This is a genomic window from Sporosarcina sp. FSL K6-2383 (assembly GCF_038618305.1).
In the GTDB taxonomy this organism is placed as follows: Bacteria; Bacillota; Bacilli; order Bacillales_A; family Planococcaceae; genus Sporosarcina.
Genome location: NZ_CP152017.1, coordinates 3510184 through 3530323 on the forward strand (window position 1 = coordinate 3510184; position 20140 = coordinate 3530323).

Consider the following 20140-nt stretch of genomic DNA (forward strand, 5'->3'; position numbering starts at 1 on the left):
GCATGAAAACTGAAAGGTGCTAGCACTCCAAACAATTTTTCATTGTTTTAAGCGCTAGCACCTTTACTGTATATTTGTCATACTCATTTATTTTAAATCACCGAAATCTCACACTATAATGCCTCATTGACTTGGGTATTCCTTTTAACTCGAGTGCCCCACTGTATACTAAATACCGAATTCTATGTTCTAAAAAGAAAATATCTATATGCGTATCTGTTCGCTCCACTATTTCTCCAAGCAAACTTCCTGTCTTGATAAAATCTTTCGATCCTTGCTCATCATGAAGCTTTTTCAGTGTTTCAAGGATAAGAGGATCATAATGATGTTCTGGCACACCTTGAATTTCATTGTCTTTCCACACACGTAAAACATCTTTCGTTTGGGCTAGTTTTTCCCACTCCCGATGAAATTGAGTCCGCATGATATCTGATAATGGTTTAATTTCTTTATTTTTCTCAGAAAATGTCCTTACAATTTCCGATTCCATTTGCCCCGTATGAAAAATAGGTTGTCCCTCTTCAGCAGCATTGGATTTTTTATAGAGTTCCGTAGAATTCACAAGAAAAATCTCATTTGCTTTATCTCGCAATAAATAAAGAAAAAATCGGAGACCTATTTGTTCATCAGCATTATTTCCATACCAAAGATAAATTTGCCTATGACCAGCTATATCCTCAATCTCACGCAACGTATTGCTCACTTTATTGTCCTGTTCATAATCATCAAACTCATAGTTAATATTCTCAAATAGCCATTCTTTTCGGAAGTTTCGACCCACTTCTTTATCTAACTTCCACAACGGTCCAGTCGAAAAGCTGTCTGGAAATCCAATGACAGTATTCGGTTTTTCAAGTCCTACTCTTAAAGAACCTGCTGCCGATTCTGAAGTAACGATATGCACCGCACCCAATTGATCCTCGGGTCCCTTTACCTGTCGAGCCTTTTGAATCTGCTGATTGATTTCCTCTACCATCTCATTCATACCATCCTGATTTATAAAGAATCCTATTTCTTCAATCGGCTGGTTTCCCCTGTGATCAAACGTTTTAAAATTGGCTTCATGATTGATTTCAAATGTCTCAATCTTGTCTAGATTATCCATAAAACCTGACATCGTTACGTATTGTTCTGTTTCTATGTGATAAACAAAAACGATATTGGGTTCCACAAAAAAGTAGATAAATCGATCTTTGACTTTCGTTTTTATTTGAATCAACTCCCTGTATATAGTTCTCTAATTTTGAATCACATATTGTGCAGCCTGTGATATCTGATTGGATTCTGAAAAAATAAATGTCCAGGGCATTGTTGTTTTTCCAGCAATCTCACAAGGCACACTGAATAGACTTGTAGCGATTTTCTCATCCCTTTCTAGGTAAGTAACAATTGCATCTTGTATATGTAAGGTGGTTTCCTCGCAATTATGAATAAGCACAGCAATTAATAATTCACCTTTATGATTTTTAGCTTTCCATAGAAATGTAAAATGAATGCCATCCTCAAGGTGCAGTGCTTGTTCTTGGAATGTTTTTCCGATTTTTTCTCGATCACTTGGGGCAATTGTTTTATCCCATGCGGATTCAAAATATAGCTTTTGCATCATCGTTCCTCCTCCGTTTGGTCGCGCAATTAATGGTCTTTCTATTGTAACAGGAATTTCTTTGTTTATTATCCTTGGCGGGACCTTAAAGAGGGGATAAGGAGAAGAGGAGAATCATCATTTGGGAAGTAAAAATACGCCTAAGACAGACCACCTTAATTGCGGAAAAAAATATAAACCATAGGCACTCTTTTCATTATTTGAAAGAGTATCTATGGTTTTAATTTTGGAATCAAGTACTTTTTTAGTTTCACTGCCAACAACAAATCAAAGTTATAATTTACTAAACCCCAAATTTCTGTCTATACCCACACTTCCTACACATTTCTTCAACTGCTTCTCTTCTAGAAAAACCATCGACAAGATTAGTTGCTCGCTCTCCCTCGATAATGTCAGAAAAAGATGTTTCCTTCACATTTCCCAAATTGATGACGCCTTCTCCGTCGAGACAGCAAGGGACAACTGTTCCATCTACAAGAATAGCAGCTTGGTTGCGAAGTGCATGACAAAATCCTTTGCCATCATCCTCAGGGGCCAGCAGACTCGGCCATTGGAATTCATGGTCTTGATTGAGATAGACGTTGTTCGTAATTTTTACGCCTTTACCTGGCTGTACTTTTTCTTCAATCCTGAAGTCTAAGTCATACTCATTCTCCAAAATCTCCAACGTTTCACGGTTTCTTCTCTTCGCTACATCATTTTTATGTTCTTGTTGAAGATTCCATAAACGATACGAAATAATCGTACTAAATTCTTTAGCCTCACGTACAAATTCAAGAATATCGCCCAAATACTTTTCCCGATTTTCTGAGCCTTCGTGTCCGTCAAAACTATGTAACGAAAAGTTTATTTGACGCAAAGCTGGTTTCCCCAGTAACTTCTTGGCATTTTTCTTAATAAGCGTCCCATTCGTCGTGATATTCACCTTAAATCCCTTGGCGTGCGCAGCATCCAATAATTGATCGATTCTTGGATGCATAAGCGGTTCACCTTTTACATGAAGATAAATATACTTCGTGTGGGGACTAAGCTGATCTAAAATGTCGTTAAAGGCATCCAGCTTAATAATTTTGGGGTCCCTGATTGTCGGAGGACAGAAGCTGCACGCAAGATTACAAACGCTTATGATTTCAACATACACTTTTTTAAATGTTTTCAAGACTTATTCACCATTCCAGTTCTTTAATTATCAATATATCCTTATTCACTTTAACAAAGTTTACTAACTTTGAGGGTAATACTTCGTTAAAGATACATCAAATGCCCATTCCTCGCCAAATACTCTTCTTTCTCTTTATAATCTGGCATAATACTACCCACCCGTCTCCAAAATGAGCGATCATGATTCATATGATGTATATGGCATAACTCATGGATAACCACGTAATCGATGACTTCAATCGGGGCCATTGCCAACCGATAATTAAAGGTTAGATTTCTATCCGAACTACAACTTCCCCATTTCGCCTTGGACTCCACTATTTCAATCATTTTAGGATTTACTTTAAGTTGTTTTTGATAGACTTTTACCCGTTCTGCTGTAATCGCCTTACAACTGTTGATATAGAACCTTTTGAGATTTCTCTTGAGAGTCTCCTCATCTAATCCATTTATCTCGATTAATTCATGAAGAAAATGTTCTTTCCCGAGGTACAAGAACTTTCCCTTTGTATGATACTCCCTTGCCTTTGGGATTTCCCGAGCTGCTACGATTTCATGGATTTTCGCTAAAATCTGTTTCCCATTACTGTCGATTGCACTGACAATCTGTTCTTCACTTGTACCTTTTGGTGCCTTAACCGTTATAAAACCAAACGGATCTATATGAATGGATAACTTCTTCCTACTGCTATACTGGACATTAATTTTGAGAATTTCATTTTCAATTGTAACTTTCAGTTCGTTCTTTCTCCCTTCAATGTAGAAGAAGTCTTAATGGTTTTGACAAGCTTCAGAGCGCATCATTTTCATAACTGGACATCTTAAGATAATCATACCCTATCCCTACCGGAACATGGTACCTCTTCCGCTCAATTAAAAAACGCAAGGATTCACTAAAGAATCCCCGCGCTTTCGTATCGGATAGTTACTTTACAGCCATATGTTCTTGTATAAACCCTTTTAAAATCCCACTTAAATTAGGACCACCAACTTCGTCTAAATCATAATGCACACGCGTAAATGGTTTATTAATCGTAATAATACGGGATAAATCCATTGGTGTTCCAATAATTACCGCATCACAGTCCGTATTATTGATAGTTTCTTCAAGATCCTTCAATTGTTGTTCACCGTACCCCATCGCAGGCAAGACGCTTTGAACATGTTGATATTTGTTAAACGTATCGATTAATGAACCAACTGCGAATGGACGTGGGTCAACTAATTCTTTGGCGCCTAAACGTTCGGCCGCAACTGTACCTGCACCAATTTTCATCTCCCCGTGTGTTAACGTCGGACCATCTTCAACGACTAATACACGTTTCCCAACAATGATTTCTGGATTATCAACCGTAATTTTTGACTCCGCTTTAATAATCGTACTAGTAGGGCTTGCAAATTTAATATTATTTTCAACAATTTGAATGGCTTCTGCCGTTGCACTATCAATTTTATTAATAATCGCAACATCAGCTGTTCGTAAACTCACTTCACCAGGATAGTATTTCAACTCATGACCTGGACGATGCGGATCCAATACAGTAACCGCTAAATCGGGCTGGAAGAAAGAGAAATCATTATTTCCTCCGTCCCATAAAATAACATCACAGCCATCCGGATCATTTTCAGCTGCCGCTAAAATATCTGCATAATCAACACCTGCATAGATAATATTTCCACGGGCCACATGTGGCTCATACTCTTCCATTTCTTCAATTGTACAATTATGTTTCTTCAAGTCCTCCACTGTCGCAAAACGTTGAACACGTTGAGCATTTAAATCGCCATAAGGCATTGGATGTCTCACTGCAACAACTTTTAAACCGTGCTCCAACAGCGTTTCAATAATTTTTCGTGACGTTTGACTTTTACCCGTTCCAGTACGCACAGCACAAACCGAAATAACTGGTTTATTACTCTTTAACTGCGTCCCTTTTGGTCCAAGAAGCGTGAAATTCGCACCCGCTGCATTGACAATTGCACCAATACCCATCACATCTTCATATGCAATATCGCTGTATGCAAACACACATTCATCCACATCCAACTCTTCAATCAACGTCGGCAGTTGGTCTTGTGAATAAATCGGAATCCCCTCTGGATAAAGTTCACCTGCTAATTCACTTGGATATTTACGTCCATCTATATCAGGTATTTGAGTTGCCGTAAAAGCGACAACATTATACGCTTCATTATTACGATAAACAGTATTAAAATTATGGAAGTCTCTTCCTGCAGCACCTATAATAATTGTATTTTTTCTCTCCATCAAAATTCACTCCTAGAATTACAATTTTCATAATTATAACCTTTAGTGAATATTAATACAACATTTTTTTTGAAAGAGTGACCCTACGTTAAGGTATAATGTACGATATGATGCTTTATTCACTTAACTCTTCTTGAATACTTTTAATAATGTTGCATAAAATCCACTCTTATCCTTTTTTAACGGCTTCGCAATCGGGATTTCTTTTTTTACATAAATCTCATCTTTATCAATCGCATAGTCATATGCGAGGACTAGACCAATTTTAGATTGATGATTTTTATTGGTGACGATTGTAAAATCCACATGATATTTGGAAGCGACCTTCACATATTTCGACAACTCTTCATAATACATATGTCCATTCAAGTATAGACGGGCCTCTCTATTTCCTTTTAGGGCCTCCTCGACTTGTTGATAAATACCGCTTTCTCTCACTTGTTCCTGCGTAAGAGCAATCACGATACGTTCACGAATTGTACCAAGAAATTTCCGGCGTTCTGCTGGCTTCGTTTCTTTAGCGCCATAAAAGCCGCGCTGAAGATAATCATCCACATTGTTTGACACCGAAATACACCTCCCGCCAAATCTGATTATACTTGTGCTACTACTTCAATTGATATGACTACACTAGCACACAGCATAGTTACACGGATGACAGACAATTTATTCTTCAAGTACACTTAGTCCTGTTTTTACTTTACTAGGCAATTCAAAGAAAGGCTGAATATCTTGGACATATTCCAATACGCCTAAAAATTCTCCTGCTTCATTAGAAATCGCTTTATAAGTAAGATGAATGTATTGATCATTCTTTTTGAACCACATACTTTCAGAGGTTCGTTTACCTGTTTTAAGATCACGAATTAATGTCATGACCTTCTTCAAACTTTTAGGTGGATGACAATTTGCTACGTTACGCCCTATGGAAATAGGCGTACGCACTAGCATCATTTCTGATGCTTCTGTCATTTCATTGAAGTATTTAAACAGATCATTTTTATCAACAAATGTTATTTCCAATGGTAGATTGTTGAAAATGAGTGTGGCTTCTTCTGTCGTTAAGTAGCCGCCCCCGCCAAAAACTACATCTTGAGTTGTCGATGGTTCAGTTGTGGCTTTATCTACATCCACAGATTTAGGCGTCCATCTTTCAATAGGAGCTTCGATCATCGTATAGCCAAACGCATCGCTTTCACTAGCAATGGCTAGCCAATCATCTTCACTAAATATCGATTGAAGGATTGGTAAAAGTATTGCCTCTTCTTGAAAAATCATTTCCTTAAACTTCGTTTCAAACGCATCGTATCTTTTTCGAAAGCGTGCAAAATCTCCGTCTGGAAGTTGGACGATTTGTCTTTTAGCAGCCTGATATAAGACACGAATCTGATCATCCACCAACCACACGGTTCTAATAGGAGAATAATGGCCATATCGTTCCATGATCGGAAAAAAGAGCTTTTCCTTACGATTATAATGGTTATGAAATTCTCCTAATCGAAATAGTAAATGCCTTAATTCGTCTAGCCTATCTGTTTCTAAAGGTTGATTCTCTTCCATTGATTCCAAAAGGCGATTGATTTGATTCAAAACAATTTGACAGGCGGTATTTTCTTCTTTATAAATTTGAACTGGATGATAAATGTCGAATGTTTCCGTTACATTCGTTATGCTGCCATATAAATCAGGATGGATACTCGAAAACCGCTTAACATCCTCAATTGTAATGCCGTAGTCACCATTTAGTAATTCTAATTGTATGAGCCATACATCAACAACACTCACTTGTTTAAAATATTGTTCAAAATCTGATTGGATTTTTTCTGATGAACCTCCGTGTCGTAAGCGAAGTAAGAGTTCTTTTAAAATATGAATTCTTTTTATATCAAATTGTACATTCAACATTTTTTCCACCTCATATCAATTTTTGATGCTATAAGGTATTCAGTGTTATTGTATACAAAACAAAAATTTAAACCTTTAGCGAGCCTCGGAAACCGCGGGCGCCATAGTAAGAATCTGCCCCATTATGATAGGTAAAGACAGTGTCATAACGACAATCGCAAAAGAGAGCTCCACCTAGCTTTCGAATGTTAGCAGGTGTTTGCACCCAGCTAGACGTTTTCAAATCGAAATTGCCAAGCTCCTGCAATTCCCTATATTGTTCCTCCGTTAAAAGTGCTATGCCCATATCGGTAGCCATACTCATCGCATTATTTTCCGGTTTATGTTTTTTCCGAGCCTCCAGTGCTTCAAGATCGTAGCAAATACTTCTGCGACCTTTAGGGCTTTCAGCAGAACAATCATAAAAAGTATATTCGTCTAACTCTTTATCATAGCGAACAACATCCGGTTCACCACCAGTTTGTTCCATCTCATAAACCGACCACAGTTTTTCAGCGTTCGCTTCCAGCTTCGTTTGGACTTCAGCCCATTCAAGTCCCTGATGACGATTCATGTTTGCCTCAAAACGAAGCTTTAATTTCTTGAGTAATTCCTCACGTTGTTCTTGTAACAATTCCTTGTTTCTATTCGCCATTTTAATTTCCTCCTTTATTATGGTGCCAATCACCTAAAGAACAGCGCTCAATGCATCTCTTTTTTCTTGAAGTTGCCGCCCTTCACTTCTGCCACATCATACACAGCTACAAAAGCATGTTTGTCGATTTCATGAATGATTTCTTTCATTTTGCTATCCTCTAGACGGTTAATAATACAAGTGATTTCTTTAAAGTTTTCGTTTGAAAAACCGCCTTCAATTTGGCTATACGTTGCACTACGGCCTAATCGTTCACGTATCGTTTCAACCATTAATTCTGGTTGATTTGTTATAATTTTAAAGGTCTTAGAGCCACTTAACCCTTCTTCAACGAGTGCTATCACCTTAGATGCGATAAAATAGGCAATTCCTGATAAGAAAGCTCCTTGAAGACCAAATACGAACGAGACAACAATAAACACAAATAAGTTTAAGAATAAAATAAGGTCACTCGTTCCAAAAGGTAATCGTCGGGAAAGTAGTACTGCTAACATATCAATCCCATCCAACGCACCACCATTGCGTAAGGCGATCCCCATCCCAACACCGATGATAATACCTCCAATGACTGTTACTAACAACGTATCTCCTTCTATAATTGTGGGGATGCGATGCATAACGCTCGTCCCATATGCGAGTGAAGCGATGCCAATCACAGAATACAACGCAAAACTTTTACCAAGTTGGTAATACCCCAAAATGACGAATGGAATATTCAGTACTGCAATTAAAATACCAAGAGGCAAACCAAATAATTGTGAACCTACAATACTTAGTCCCGTCACGCCACCATCTGAGACATTATTCGGAATTAACACCGCCTCAAGTCCATATGCGGTTATAAATGCACCAATCATAACGGCTATCGCCTGTAATACCATTTTAAATCTATTTGTTTTTTTTGCCCCACTAACAGTCCCCATTTATTTTCCACCAATCTTCATTTATTGACGCTTGAATAAGGATGAAAATCATCATTATAGCCGCTCTCTATTATATATTATGCCACTTTTAGTCATAATTTTCATTTATCAAATCAGCTTGTCAAAAAAGTGTCACCACGAAAATTCATGTCCACCGCTTATTGATGATATAAGCCTAATCTATCTTGTAAACATTTCAAGACTTCTTCGGGCACTTCCCTAAACCTGATATCCTCACCTAAGAAAAGCAGCCAATTTGTTATATCAGCCAATTCTTCGGGTATATTAACATTGATAAAAGCTTTCAGAACTGCTGTAGCTTGGTAGGGATTTGTATAGGAAATTGAAAACCTTAAAGGATGGTATTTTTTGAACTGAGCAATTGCCTTTGGACCCAATTCTATAACGAGGTTGATTATTTCCTCCTGCTTACTTAGTTTTTCCAAAATCTTTTTCTTAGTTACTCTTTTCTTTGCGATGTATGGTTTTACATCCGTGATGTGGTCGACAGGAAAAATCCTTCTCTTTTCTTCCTTTAAGTCAAACCCTTCAATTTGCCATAGGCTTTTTTCACGATAAAGATGCAAGGTGTAAATGAGATAAGACTTTATTTCCTTGCCCTCTTTGGTGGTAATCAATACATGGCTATCCAAAAGAAGCAGCTGGATAAGTTTTTCTAACATAGGATGAGGGAGGTCTGATAGATCAAGTAAATCTGGATTGTTAGGATTGGTCCCTTCGAATAGCAAGATTTGATTTAATAAAACGAGGGTATCTTGTTGATTTTCTGGAATAAGGCCAAGTAATTTTTCAGCTAAAGATTGGCGACTTTTTAAATAGGGCAGCTGTTGATTTCTTGAGGCCATAAAAGCAATAAAAAGCGCTTTGACTTCATTATCGGTAAAGCGAATAGAAGGAAGGATGGAGTTGCTCATGACAGAATAGCCGCCATCCCTTCCAACCTCTGCATCTAGTGGCATCCCCATCGCTTCAATTTCTCGAATATCTCGAATCGCAGTTGAGCGGGAGATATTAAATTCCCGCATAATTTCAGTAATTGTGAAGTAAGATCGGTTGTTGATATACCGCATGATTGTATTAATCCGTTCAACTTTTTTCATTTTGACCTCCTAAACAGTGTCACTTTTTGACATGATTCAATGCTATTATAAACTTAACAAATAAGAAAACAAATTATTTGTTCAACTTTATTCAGCAGAGGCCAACCCCAGTTGAATAAAGTTAAGGCTTCCGGCGGATGTCATAGATTTTGAAGGGAGTTAATTGAGCAAGCTCAATTCAAAATCTGGACACAATCACGCCGAGGCGTGTTTGATTTTAAAAGGAGGAATTTTGAAATGGCAAATTATACTTTAGAAGAAAAGAACAGCTTTACTGTTTTAGGAATTGGAACAGAGCTTAAGAGTGATTACACAGACTTTGCTGGTATTAACAAGGAAAAGGCAGACTTTTGGCAAGCTGTCAATCAAGATGGAACAATTGATAAGCTAAAAACGCTCGCCAAAAATGACTATATTTTCGTTGTAAACGAAGCAGTGAATAACAAGATGATGCATTACGCGGGTGTTATGACGGAGGAAACTTTACCTGAAGCAACTAGACTGATCCAATTTCCTGAAGGCGAATACATCGTTGTTAAAGGGGAAGCGAATACAGATGAAGAGTTGAGTAACAAGCTTACTGGTATTGCCTTTGGCCAAGTCCTGATGGAAGTAACCGATGTATCCTATGTCGGTGGTCCAAATGCAGCGGTTGTGATGGGACAAGAAGACGGCAAAGTTTATGGTGAAATGTGGATCCCTGTTGTAAGAAATTAAAGAGCTAAAAGGCGGGTTGGAAATTCTCCTATATAGGTGGATTTCAATAATACGACTACCCGTTGATTTCCGTTCCGAGCGGACGCTTTCCGCGGGCACGGCTTCAGCCAATCGAACAGCGAAGGGTTCGATTTGCCTTAATTTCTACGTCTTTTTGTAGAAATTAAGGCATCTTCCCCGTTGCTCCCAAACGCTTCACTTTTCGGTCGCAAAACCGTTATTCATGACGGCTCTTCCTGCGGGGTCTTCAGCTCGCGCTGTTCCCGCAGGAGTCGCCGCTCCGCACTCCAATCAACTGAATAATATAGGGACTATAAGTTCAACTTATATACCTAGATGGCTCTTTTAAATCAACATCATAAAACAGATCACAGATGGTTTCTGTTGCCAACAAGTGATCTGTTTTATGCTTTAAAAAAGGAGATGGTGAAATGAGTTTTTTTCGAGATACATTATCCATATTCAAAAAGAGAGATTTAATATTTTTGGAAAGCTACAAAGAATCAGAAGGTGTGTATACCTTCCTATTTCAAAAAGAGAAAGATGTAACCTGGAAAGCAGGGCAACATGGTTTGTTTAGCATTACTCATAAAAAAGTGAAAAATTCTACAAAACCATTTACTATAGCATCGTCAACCGTGGAGAATGTTGTTCGAATAACAACCCGTATTGGTGATAACCCAAGTGACTTTAAGAAAGCAATGTTGGAATTGAAACAGGACATGACAATCAGAATGGCTGGACCAGTAGGAGGTTTTTATTTAGAAGATAATAATAATCCTTCTCTCCTAATAGCCGGCGGAGTTGGAATTACACCCTTTCGAGCTATATTGAAACAAGTAGAGGCAGATTGGAATACAAACGAGAAACAAATTAATCTACTTTATATGGATAGTGGAAATTCATATTTATTTAAAGACGAGCTTGATCGTATTGCTAGGAAATCATCTATAAATATTACTTACCTTGATTCAAGAGACGACTTACATGAAGAAGTGGATAAATTTATCAGCCTATATAAGGACAATGCTAATTACTTTATTGCAGGATCAAAATCAATGGTCAATTCTATGTCTACTTATTTGCAAGGCAAAAAGATTTCAAAACGCAATATCAAAAAGGATTCCTTTTTTGGCTATTAATGAATAACTCTTATTCATTGGACAGATTGTCAGTCGACTGTACAGCTAGCTCCAACGCTTTAATTCTCCTATCTAAAAGCGTTCTTTGGGGGCTACTCCCTGCCTTTAACTTAGCATAACTGTTCTCAATCGAAGGAAGTAAACCAGTAAGAATATTGCGAGCTTCCTTTAAGTCTTCCTGGGTGTAGTGATGGGGTCTTTGATTCCAAAAGTATTCTAGCATGGCTAAGCCTACATAACTAGCCTGGAGTCGTTTTTTTACTAGAGTAGTATTGGCACCTTTCTGAGTCATCGTAGCCAATGTATTCTCGAGCTTGCCGATTGTCGATTGAAAGGACTTTATTGATTCCAATTTATCAACATTTGATACGTTTTCCATACGGATACTGACCTCCCTTGGTTCCTGCGATTTAATTAGGGTGTCGGTTTATGACTGACACCCTAAACTATTTCAGATGCTTTGTGAGTTTTCTACATCTATTTTAAGTCTTCCAAAAAACTAATCAGAATCTCCGTAAATTCCTTTGGTTTATCGTAATGAATATCATGCCCAGGAGTATCAATGTCTGTTCTGATTCCTTGTTCTACTAATTCTACTACTCGATCCGCGTCCTCATCTGATAACGCCGCTACCAATAAGTCATCGTCATAAGTAGTTTTCGCTTTTAAAAACACAGTTGGACTCTTAATTTCCGACAACACTTCTTCCTGCTTATAATCTTCAAACCATGAATGATCGTAAAATGTCTCCCCAAATTTACGGTCATATGCATAAGTTTCAGCTTCAAACATCCTATTGATTTGTGGAGGTAAATAAAATAAATGTACTGGCTCATTTGGATGTTTTTCATGATAGCTAACCGCATCTTTCGAAAATCTTTTCCAAAGAAAATCCCCAAATAATTTCTTCCAGTAGCTGCGCTCTAATGAATAAGTAAAATAATCTTTCACTTCATTTTGATTTTTGAAGTCTTGATACATTTGAAAACCGTAAACCCAAACATATGTATTTTCCCGTCTATCTAGTTCCGTTGAAAAGAATGGTGAATCTTCAATCACTGTGCCAAGCACGAGTTCAGGATAATATGCCGCCATCCATGCTGCAATCATCCCCCCGGACGAATGACCAGATAGTACTGTTCTTTCACCAATCTCTATCTCAATAAATTCAGCAAAATCCCGCGCCATTGCTTTAGCTGTATATTTTTTTGGATTCCAATCAGACTCTCCATGTCCATGACAATCCACCGCATACACATGATAGTGCTTGGATAGTTCAGGCAACACTTTGGCATAATCCTTCCAATTCATACCTTGCCCATGAATTAATAGCAATGCTGTTTTTCCATTCCTCGGACCTTCACCGTAGTTTAATACTGTGCCATCCTTTAATTTTATTTGTTTTTCAGTAAATCCTGCATTGTACATTTTCTTCAACGGCTTTTTCATATAGGTCATGTTCGTATACAAATAGGATCCCACTAGTAGCACTATGACTAGCAATACTAATCCAATAATAATCATTTTCTTCATACTCCTCCCCTTTAAAGGATGTGCTGAATACAAGCAGAAACATCCGCCGGCCGACAATAACGCCACGTCCTGTACGTCGGAGGCTTAACTTGAATCAGCAGGGAGTTTAAACTCCCTGCTGATTCAAGTTAAATAGTTTAAACCCTAATTTCAATATTTGATTTCGCTTCTCATTCCTTATCGGTTTCTTTTATAGACTTTGAATTTAAAATAGCATCAGCAAATTCAAAGAATAATTCTTGTTTAACCAATGCTATACCTTGTTTTTCGTCACCTAACATTAATAGAGAGTCTCCAGGCTGAATATTAAATATGTCTCTTGCCTCTTTTGGAATGACAATCTGTCCTTTTGTCCCTACTTTCACAGTACCAAAAATGTGTTTTCCATCTGGATGTGCCACTATAAATCCACCCTTTCTTCATTAGGTTATAACATTTCATACAAGTATTACTTTTCATACCAACTATATAATTATCCCAGTGATAGTTCAAGGGATAACAACTTTTGAACAAATGAAAAAGGACTGAACTTCTATTGAATCCAGCATAATTTGGCATTGATATTTATTGAAACGAACGTTTCAGTTGATGTTGAATACTATATTAGATTCTGATTATGCGCAGCTTGCTCGTGTGTGTTGTGTGATGCCAGTCACGCAAGCCTTCCTGTTAATTTGAACAAACCAAGAATGTAACAACTTTCACGTTTGTATGAGCGTCTGCGATTCCAAGTACTAGCAAACTATTTAATTGATAATCATTATCAATTATTATATAGTAGATAGTGAGGGGAAATATAATTATGTAAGGGGAGAGTACGATGCAAATATACTGGACTAAAATAAATAAAATTATTGACGAAACTCCTGAAGTGAAAACATACTTGCTCGACCGTCCTGAAGACTTTTCATGGGAGGAAGGTTCACACACCCACTTCGCACTGAAAGGTTTTAATGCTGGCGAGAAACCGAACCGCGGCTTAATTCGCCACATGTCGATCTCCACTCTACCCCATGAGAATTCAATTGGTATTACAACACGTATCAAAGAACATTGCTCCGAGTTTAAAGCAACCTTAAGAAATCTTGAAGTCGGCAATGAAGTTGCGATATTTAAAACGCATTCGAACATACCACTTAAAAGAGAAGACAAAAATGTTTATCTACTGTCATCAGGCGTTGGCCTGGCAACTTTCAGACCACTTGTACTAGATTACTTCGAACGTGCGGAAAACGTTAATAAAGTTCATTCCTTGAACATCGACTCGTCAAAGGATTTCCTATTCACTACTATTTTTGAATCCGCACCTGATAAGAAGTTCGTATCACAGTTCGTCGATAATCGGAAAGATTACTATAATGAAGTGAAAAATCTAGTTGCTGATAAAGATGGACTATTCTATATCGTTGGCAGTGATGAATTCCTAATGGAGAACATTGAATTACTACGTGCACAAGGGATCAAGCCAGAACAAATCATGCTCGATAAACGTCAACAGCAATTGGCTGATTTTTTATGATTTAAAAAACGGGAAAAGGTGAATCCTTTCCCGTTTTTCTTATCCACACATCAAATCTCCAACCAAGCCACACACTCCGCATACGTGGAGTACTTACGGCAGACAAATGAATGAAGGGTGTCCAAAACAATCAATTCAATGGGTACTTTTTTACTCCTTGTATACGTCCTGCAACTTCGCTAGATCAAGTTTTTTCATTTGAAGAACTGCTTTATTCACACGGGCAATCTGTTCTGATGTACCGCTGCTCAACATCTTGTCCATTTCTCTCGGTACAATCTGCCAGGACACCCCATACTGGTCTTTCAACCAGCCGCATTGCTCTGCTTCAGGATGGGCAGACAGCTTATCCCAGTAGTCATCAATCTCTTCTTGGGTGTCACAATAAACCATAAATGAGATGGCCTCATTGAAACCGAATGGATGATTTTCCGCACTGTCCATTGCAGCCAACCACTGATTCTCAAGCATGAAATCAGCAAACATAGTTGTTCCTTCTTTGTTAGGTTCCATGCCTTGAGGATAGTGAGCAATATGACCTTGCTTTGCATCCGCAAATACAGATACATAAAAATGAAGCGCCTCTTCGGCTTTCCCGCATTTATCCCCAACAAATAGTAACGAAGGCACAATGGCTGGCCGCTCCTCACCTTCCGGATTGGTAAGGATTAATTGCCAAGACAAACCATATCTATCTTGAATCCAGCCATACTTCTCACTAAACGGATACTGATCAAGTGGCATAAGCACGGTTCCACCTTCAGACAATCTATTCCAAACCTCCACTATCATTTTACTCGCGTCCTTCTCTCGTGATGGATCAAAATTAACGAAAAAAGACACAGATGGATTGAATTCGAAATAAGGTCCTCCATTAATGGCCATAAACTTCTGTCCCCACAACTCAAAAGAGACCAAATCCGCGTCACCTGATGGTGTGTCATGAAGTGTTGTTACATTTGTAATTTGGGAGTCCGGGAAAATGGAGGCGTAATACTCCGCCGCTTCCCGCGCTTCCTTGTCATACCATAAATGTGGCACAATATTTTGGATAGTTCCGGTCATCTGTACCCCTCCTATTTGACTTCACTGTTTTTATCCTAGTTTCAATTCTTTGATAAATAATCTTCTAAATGATTAAAGGTGCCCGTGAATCCTCCTTGAATCATATCTTGTGATTCTACAAAGGTTTTAAGCTCCTCATCGGTTGCCGATACGGGAGTCTGAATCATCGTAAGGGTTGTTTTTCCATCATGTTCTAGGAACGTAAATGTATTCTGCACTTTCAGAGGCCAAGTATTGTGAATTGGTGCGCGCACGACATTGCCTTCTTCATCGGAAAAGAATTGCGTATACACAAATTTTTCTGGAACACTAATTTCATCATAAATGAATTTCACCCACATCATATCGCCATCAGGGGACTTCTGGCTGTAGTGGAAGACGCCGCTCTGATCGAACTCAAACGTAGAAATAGTAAAATCCCATCCTTTTGGTCCCCACCAATTTTTCAGATGTTCAGCATGGCTAAATGCCTTAAAAACAATCTCCCGAGGAGCATTGAGTGTGTGGGTAATTTCAATTTTAGTAGACATAATTTCTCCTCCAATAATATATTATTATCTAACGTTTCGGAATTCTACAGGTGCCTTGCATCTGTTATTATTTTAGTCTTTTTTTAAATATGAAAGCAATAATTCCTCTAACCACTTCGGTACATAATCTACCTTTTTCTAAAATTAGGGTGTCACTGGCACCGAGAAATTTAGTTTACTAACTAGCTGCTATAACGCATTGTTTCCTTTATTTTTTGCATCAAGCCCTAATGAATTTTTCAGAGGTAACTAATTATTATGACGTTTGTTAACTTCAATTGTAATGAACTCAGGCAAATAGCTGGGAGTACATCCTTTTGATACTATTTCATCTTTGTAAAGACCCGTTTTCTCACCAATTTTAATACAACGTGCGCGATTCTTTTCATCATAAACACCTATCCAGCCTGCGGTGAAATTCATAGCCCATTGAACTTCCGGTTCTTCCTGCGTAATATTAGCTTCTAATGCAGATAGCAAGTATGCGGTGTTATCAGGCGGTATTTGTCCAGTCCATCTCAATCGCCCTTGATAATACCAGAAAGCTCGCCTTTGAAGAGCAGAAGGACTATTTTCCCATGACTCCATTAATGCAATGTTCTTCTTGTCTTTGGTGAGCTGATTAGCCATTAACCAATCCATTAAGTTATTTCGCTCATCAAAAGTGTGAGTCCGCATATCCTTATCAAGCTTATTTAGCAAATCTTGTGAAAGAAGTTTTTTGTCCATAATTAAGATTGCTAATAGTCTGGGCAAAAACTCTTCGGTTGACCAAAGTTCCATAGCTAGTTCGTGATCTTTTTTAATGTCCTTCGCGATTTTTCGTAAGTCGCCTAGCTTAGTTTTACTATTGATCTGAGAGAGAATGTTTTCTGCTTTTGAAGAGCGTTTTATTTCTGTACCTTTATTTTCATTCATTTTATACAGCTCCTTTATTAAAGCACTGTTTCATAATATGTCCTTGACCGAATAAATCAAGAACTTAATTTCGTTATCAATTAAATGTTTGATTGGGTGACTAAGAACTCTAAAGGGGCACTCACACAATCGGAACATCCCTTGTACTATTCCTTTTTTAAAGCTGGTAAAACCATTTCCAAATACTCCTGCCAATAATCATTATCGCCCTCCATATCATGAATCCAATAATACATTAACAGTATTTCAAATTCCTGCTTTTTTCCTTCGGGAAATATTCCTCTATACTTAGCATCCCTATTCAAGCACCGCCTGTCATGTTTGTTTCAACTTTCATAATTGAACGAGTGCCTGTCATCCGAAATCAACTCTTTCTACTCATTATAGCCATTTAAATGATGATTTGTATAAACTGCTCTATAAAAAAGGTGAAGAATCAAGTCAAAATCGATTCTTCACCGGCTATTCAATACGTTATTTTAAATTTCCACACACTCCACAGCTATTAATAATTATCTATGACTCCTCCTAGTGAAGAAGCTTTAACTATAGGGTCTTTAATAATATCTGCTATTTCATCCTTTGTGCCATAAATAACTATTCCTAGTATTTCCATCTCATCTATATTTACATCTTTCATAATGCTGTAGGCGTTCTGATGTTCATGAGATGCACTTGTTTTTAACAGACTTAAAAAATCTTTATACTCATACTCCAAATTAGGTGTTGAAAAAACAGGGGAATTTGTAGAAAAACCCAGGGCTTCATGCTCTCTAACAAAAGTTGAAGACCAAACGTGTTCTTCTGCCTCTTGTTTGAATGTATTTAATTGGCCATCGCTATAGGTGTTTACCCAAAACCAAGTCATTTCCGGAAGTACAAACAAAGGCAGGTCTTTCTGCCTGTATGGCTTATCAAAGGAGAGCGCCACTTCGTATATTCTATCTCCATGTATCTGATTAATCAGGTCTTCATCATTTTTGTATTTTTTATAAGTAATAGCTGGATGGAAAAACATCAAATCTCGCCAACCATTCCCCTTATACCCGAATTGCCAATCATCTCCAGTGACGCCAATACTACCACCAGAACCTCTTGAAATTAAAAGAGACGGATTCAAACCGAATTGATATTGTTTTTGTTCGATAACTAACGACTTTATTTTCATGTCCTTAGAAACTTTATAATGGCTCTGTCCGCCTAAAAGCCCTTTTGAATCTACAGTTTCACTGATGTAGCCATTTGGAGTACTAAGTCGGACGTAAGCATCCCATTGCTTAAATGCCTGTTGGCTAAAGTAAGCTGAAATAGCGAAATTGACTACGTTGAGAACAACAAATACAATGATTGAAATAAAAATAAGCATTATGACCGTCTTTCTTTTCCCTTTTTTCACCGCTTTTTCTATCTTCTTCTCATCAAAAAAATCCTCTGTAAATTCATCCATGTAAATTCCTCCATGTCTCTTGAAATTCTTTTCTCGCCCGAAATAAATAAGTTCTCACTGTTTCCACTTTCATTCCTAGTAATAGGGAAATCTCTTTATAACTAAGCTCAAGCTCATATTTTAATAAAAGCAGTTGCCTATAAACTTCCTTAATGTGTTCTAACGTAAGAGCAATTTCCTGATTCATTTCATTATTTAAGACCATAGACTCAATATCTTGGTCATTCGTAAAGTTATTCCAGAAATGATGATCATCAATTGAAAATACCTGTTCTTTGCCCTTCTTCTTCAACATCTTTTTAAATTCATTCATAGAAATGGTAAAAATATATGAAAGGGCTTTATCGGATGGAACACCACTACTGTAAGCAATATATTTCATATAACTTTCTTGAACAATATCTTCCGCGTCTTCATGACTACAACCGTTCTTTTTCAAATAAAAATAAATCATTTTTGCCTGTTCATTATATATCTTCAACAAAAACTGTGAATTCATAGCTCCTCCTTTTTAATGCCCTTCATTAATAAAGAGTCTATTACCTTAATAAAGTTTACAGAAAGATGAAAAGTAAATTTAAACCTGGAATTCCATCGTCTACGTTCATTGCCAAAATAAAAAGGCTACTCTCCTAATTGAAGAATAGCACATCATTTCAAAGCAATATTTTTTTAAGCGAGATGAGTCACTCGAACTTAACTAAAGTGACAGTTTGTAACAAGTGCCTGTCACCAAATAATCAATCATTCAAAGTAATATATTCAATTTTACTTCGTATACGTATCCTTCAAAACAGCAGCCGAATCTTCTGCTTCGTCAATAAAAAATCGTTCTACAGTGTCACGCTTTTCATACATATCTACATACTCGCTTGCAATGTTATCTGCTGAAAGATAGGTACCTTCCTCAATAACCCCGGCAATAGAAAGCATACCTACATAAATACCCTTTTCAGCTAGTTCTTCATGCAGACAATGAGCATAGCTGCGTAGTCCAGACTTTCCTATACTTAACGTAGTAAGGAATGGCGTCGCGGTTAATTCGGTAGCCCCGCCGCTCGTAAACATAATTGTCCCTTGTTGTCTTTCAAGCATCTCTGGAATGACCTGCTGCGCACTTGCAATTCCACCAATAATATTAACTTGTAAGTGTTGATTTGCCAATTCGGCCGTTGTTTCAGTAGCAGAGACTGGTGCGATTACAGCTGCATTATATATAAGTACATCAATTTGACCAAATGCTTCTCTTATTTTTACAAATGCATCCGCAAGTTGCTGTTCATTTGTGACATCTGCAGCGAAACCTGCAGCTTTTATATTCTTCTTAGATAATGAAACCACGTAATCATCTAGTTTATCTTGTTTCCTCGCGATCAATGCCACCTTAAAATCCTTGTTACCAAATTTCTCCGCAAGACTAAGACCCAGACCAGGTCCTGCCCCTACAATTACTAACGTACTCATACATCATCCTCCTCCTTCTTTACCTATCCGGTTAAATTGAATATCTTAGGGATTCGATTCACTTCTTAATAAGTCCTTCTCTTATTCAAGAAAATGATCCATTTGCAGAAGTAAATCAATCAAAGTTGTATAACAAGTATAACATTTTTGATTCCATAGACCATGAAAAAGGTGAAGAATCAAGTTAAA

General features: G+C 37.6%; 22 protein-coding genes. 3 read left to right on the forward strand and 19 right to left on the reverse strand.

Translation table 11 applies throughout. The annotated features are described in order from the left end of the window. Positions 1 to 97: 97 nt before the first annotated feature. The 10 genes from MKZ10_RS17770 to MKZ10_RS17815 all read right to left on the reverse strand — a co-directional run bounded on the left by MKZ10_RS17770 (position 98) and on the right by MKZ10_RS17815 (position 9616). Positions 98 to 1219 carry a DUF1835 domain-containing protein gene (locus tag MKZ10_RS17770; RefSeq protein ID WP_342506427.1) on the reverse strand — a complete coding sequence of 374 codons (1122 nt, stop codon included), beginning with the start codon at positions 1217 to 1219 and terminating at the stop codon, positions 98 to 100. Between the two features lie 18 nt (positions 1220 to 1237). Beyond that, the gene (locus MKZ10_RS17775) at positions 1238 to 1606 is read right to left on the reverse strand and encodes an SLAP domain-containing protein (protein WP_342506429.1); all 369 of its coding nucleotides are present in this window, start codon (positions 1604 to 1606) and stop codon (positions 1238 to 1240) included. A gap of 280 nt (positions 1607 to 1886) precedes the next feature. Further along, positions 1887 to 2762 carry a radical SAM/SPASM domain-containing protein gene (locus tag MKZ10_RS17780; protein ID WP_342506431.1) on the reverse strand — a complete coding sequence of 292 codons (876 nt, stop codon included), beginning with the start codon at positions 2760 to 2762 and terminating at the stop codon, positions 1887 to 1889. A gap of 86 nt (positions 2763 to 2848) precedes the next feature. After that, entirely contained in the window at positions 2849 to 3523 is a 675-nt protein-coding gene (locus tag MKZ10_RS17785; RefSeq protein ID WP_342510273.1) for a SprT family zinc-dependent metalloprotease, read from the reverse strand. A 166-nt stretch (positions 3524 to 3689) separates the two neighbouring features. Continuing rightward, complete coding sequence (locus tag MKZ10_RS17790; protein WP_342506432.1) at positions 3690 to 5033, reverse strand: cyclic 2,3-diphosphoglycerate synthase; 1344 nt, start codon at positions 5031 to 5033, stop codon at positions 3690 to 3692. 123 nt (positions 5034 to 5156) lie between these two features. Then, entirely contained in the window at positions 5157 to 5600 is a 444-nt protein-coding gene (locus tag MKZ10_RS17795; protein WP_342506434.1) for a YueI family protein, read from the reverse strand. Positions 5601 to 5699: 99 nt separating this feature from the next. After that, positions 5700 to 6938: a DUF438 domain-containing protein gene (locus MKZ10_RS17800; protein ID WP_342506436.1), complete on the reverse strand. Its 1239-nt coding sequence runs from the start codon at positions 6936 to 6938 to the stop codon at positions 5700 to 5702. A 67-nt stretch (positions 6939 to 7005) separates the two neighbouring features. Continuing rightward, positions 7006 to 7572 (reverse strand): DUF4256 domain-containing protein, encoded by a 567-nt coding sequence (locus MKZ10_RS17805; RefSeq protein ID WP_342506438.1) that lies wholly within the window; start codon positions 7570 to 7572, stop codon positions 7006 to 7008. A gap of 47 nt (positions 7573 to 7619) precedes the next feature. Next, positions 7620 to 8495, reverse strand: coding sequence for a YitT family protein (locus MKZ10_RS17810; protein ID WP_342506440.1), 876 nt, complete (start codon positions 8493 to 8495; stop codon positions 7620 to 7622). Between the two features lie 158 nt (positions 8496 to 8653). Beyond that, positions 8654 to 9616, reverse strand: coding sequence for an HTH domain-containing protein (locus MKZ10_RS17815; protein WP_342506442.1), 963 nt, complete (start codon positions 9614 to 9616; stop codon positions 8654 to 8656). Between the two features lie 237 nt (positions 9617 to 9853). On the opposite strand from MKZ10_RS17815, the gene MKZ10_RS17820 reads away from it, so the two are divergent. Both MKZ10_RS17820 and MKZ10_RS17825 read left to right on the forward strand, forming a co-directional pair. Then, the gene (locus MKZ10_RS17820) at positions 9854 to 10333 is read left to right on the forward strand and encodes a GyrI-like domain-containing protein (protein WP_342506444.1); all 480 of its coding nucleotides are present in this window, start codon (positions 9854 to 9856) and stop codon (positions 10331 to 10333) included. Positions 10334 to 10764: 431 nt separating this feature from the next. Beyond that, positions 10765 to 11475, forward strand: coding sequence for an FAD-dependent oxidoreductase (locus MKZ10_RS17825; RefSeq protein WP_342506446.1), 711 nt, complete (start codon positions 10765 to 10767; stop codon positions 11473 to 11475). 10 nt (positions 11476 to 11485) lie between these two features. On the opposite strand, the gene MKZ10_RS17830 is transcribed toward MKZ10_RS17825, so the two are convergent. From MKZ10_RS17830 to MKZ10_RS17840, 3 genes are all read right to left on the reverse strand, one after another. Continuing rightward, positions 11486 to 11854 (reverse strand): hypothetical protein, encoded by a 369-nt coding sequence (locus MKZ10_RS17830; protein ID WP_342506448.1) that lies wholly within the window; start codon positions 11852 to 11854, stop codon positions 11486 to 11488. A 98-nt stretch (positions 11855 to 11952) separates the two neighbouring features. Next, positions 11953 to 13008, reverse strand: coding sequence for an alpha/beta hydrolase (locus MKZ10_RS17835; RefSeq protein ID WP_342506450.1), 1056 nt, complete (start codon positions 13006 to 13008; stop codon positions 11953 to 11955). A 170-nt stretch (positions 13009 to 13178) separates the two neighbouring features. Continuing rightward, positions 13179 to 13409: an AbrB/MazE/SpoVT family DNA-binding domain-containing protein gene (locus MKZ10_RS17840; protein ID WP_342506452.1), complete on the reverse strand. Its 231-nt coding sequence runs from the start codon at positions 13407 to 13409 to the stop codon at positions 13179 to 13181. 419 nt (positions 13410 to 13828) lie between these two features. Here MKZ10_RS17840 and MKZ10_RS17845 point away from each other — a divergent pair, with 419 nt between their 5' ends. Further along, positions 13829 to 14527 (forward strand): dihydropteridine reductase, encoded by a 699-nt coding sequence (locus MKZ10_RS17845; protein ID WP_342506454.1) that lies wholly within the window; start codon positions 13829 to 13831, stop codon positions 14525 to 14527. Positions 14528 to 14677: 150 nt separating this feature from the next. Here the strand turns inward: MKZ10_RS17845 and MKZ10_RS17850 are convergent, their stop codons facing one another. The 6 genes from MKZ10_RS17850 to MKZ10_RS17875 form a co-directional block, all read right to left on the reverse strand. Beyond that, positions 14678 to 15592, reverse strand: coding sequence for a VOC family protein (locus MKZ10_RS17850; protein WP_342506456.1), 915 nt, complete (start codon positions 15590 to 15592; stop codon positions 14678 to 14680). 41 nt (positions 15593 to 15633) lie between these two features. Continuing rightward, a complete protein-coding gene (locus tag MKZ10_RS17855; RefSeq protein ID WP_342506458.1) occupies positions 15634 to 16122 on the reverse strand; it encodes an SRPBCC domain-containing protein in 489 nt (162 codons plus the stop codon). A 249-nt stretch (positions 16123 to 16371) separates the two neighbouring features. Continuing rightward, positions 16372 to 17040, reverse strand: a complete 669-nt coding sequence (locus MKZ10_RS17860) for a DNA alkylation repair protein (protein ID WP_342506460.1) — start codon at positions 17038 to 17040, stop codon at positions 16372 to 16374. 505 nt (positions 17041 to 17545) lie between these two features. After that, the gene (locus MKZ10_RS17865) at positions 17546 to 18487 is read right to left on the reverse strand and encodes an anti sigma factor C-terminal domain-containing protein (protein ID WP_342506462.1); all 942 of its coding nucleotides are present in this window, start codon (positions 18485 to 18487) and stop codon (positions 17546 to 17548) included. After that, positions 18480 to 18986 (reverse strand): RNA polymerase sigma factor, encoded by a 507-nt coding sequence (locus MKZ10_RS17870; protein ID WP_342506463.1) that lies wholly within the window; start codon positions 18984 to 18986, stop codon positions 18480 to 18482. The genes MKZ10_RS17865 and MKZ10_RS17870 overlap by 8 nt, the downstream gene beginning before the upstream one ends. Before the next feature lie 269 nt (positions 18987 to 19255). Beyond that, positions 19256 to 19951, reverse strand: a complete 696-nt coding sequence (locus tag MKZ10_RS17875; protein WP_342506466.1) for an SDR family NAD(P)-dependent oxidoreductase — start codon at positions 19949 to 19951, stop codon at positions 19256 to 19258. Positions 19952 to 20140 lie beyond the last annotated feature (189 nt).

Coding starts and splice junctions, on each gene's coding strand:
- MKZ10_RS17775 (WP_342506429.1), bottom strand. CDS start 1,606: ATGATGCAAAAGCTATATTTTGAATCCGCATGGGATAAAACAATTGCC.
- MKZ10_RS17790 (WP_342506432.1), bottom strand. CDS start 5,033: ATGGAGAGAAAAAATACAATTATTATAGGTGCTGCAGGAAGAGACTTC.
- MKZ10_RS17800 (WP_342506436.1), bottom strand. CDS start 6,938: ATGTTGAATGTACAATTTGATATAAAAAGAATTCATATTTTAAAAGAA.
- MKZ10_RS17805 (WP_342506438.1), bottom strand. CDS start 7,572: ATGGCGAATAGAAACAAGGAATTGTTACAAGAACAACGTGAGGAATTA.
- MKZ10_RS17810 (WP_342506440.1), bottom strand. CDS start 8,495: ATGGGGACTGTTAGTGGGGCAAAAAAAACAAATAGATTTAAAATGGTA.
- MKZ10_RS17815 (WP_342506442.1), bottom strand. CDS start 9,616: ATGAAAAAAGTTGAACGGATTAATACAATCATGCGGTATATCAACAAC.
- MKZ10_RS17820 (WP_342506444.1), top strand. CDS start 9,854: ATGGCAAATTATACTTTAGAAGAAAAGAACAGCTTTACTGTTTTAGGA.
- MKZ10_RS17825 (WP_342506446.1), top strand. CDS start 10,765: ATGAGTTTTTTTCGAGATACATTATCCATATTCAAAAAGAGAGATTTA.
- MKZ10_RS17830 (WP_342506448.1), bottom strand. CDS start 11,854: ATGGAAAACGTATCAAATGTTGATAAATTGGAATCAATAAAGTCCTTT.
- MKZ10_RS17835 (WP_342506450.1), bottom strand. CDS start 13,008: ATGAAGAAAATGATTATTATTGGATTAGTATTGCTAGTCATAGTGCTA.
- MKZ10_RS17845 (WP_342506454.1), top strand. CDS start 13,829: ATGCAAATATACTGGACTAAAATAAATAAAATTATTGACGAAACTCCT.
- MKZ10_RS17850 (WP_342506456.1), bottom strand. CDS start 15,592: ATGACCGGAACTATCCAAAATATTGTGCCACATTTATGGTATGACAAG.
- MKZ10_RS17855 (WP_342506458.1), bottom strand. CDS start 16,122: ATGTCTACTAAAATTGAAATTACCCACACACTCAATGCTCCTCGGGAG.
- MKZ10_RS17860 (WP_342506460.1), bottom strand. CDS start 17,040: ATGAATGAAAATAAAGGTACAGAAATAAAACGCTCTTCAAAAGCAGAA.
- MKZ10_RS17865 (WP_342506462.1), bottom strand. CDS start 18,487: ATGGATGAATTTACAGAGGATTTTTTTGATGAGAAGAAGATAGAAAAA.
- MKZ10_RS17870 (WP_342506463.1), bottom strand. CDS start 18,986: ATGAATTCACAGTTTTTGTTGAAGATATATAATGAACAGGCAAAAATG.
- MKZ10_RS17875 (WP_342506466.1), bottom strand. CDS start 19,951: ATGAGTACGTTAGTAATTGTAGGGGCAGGACCTGGTCTGGGTCTTAGT.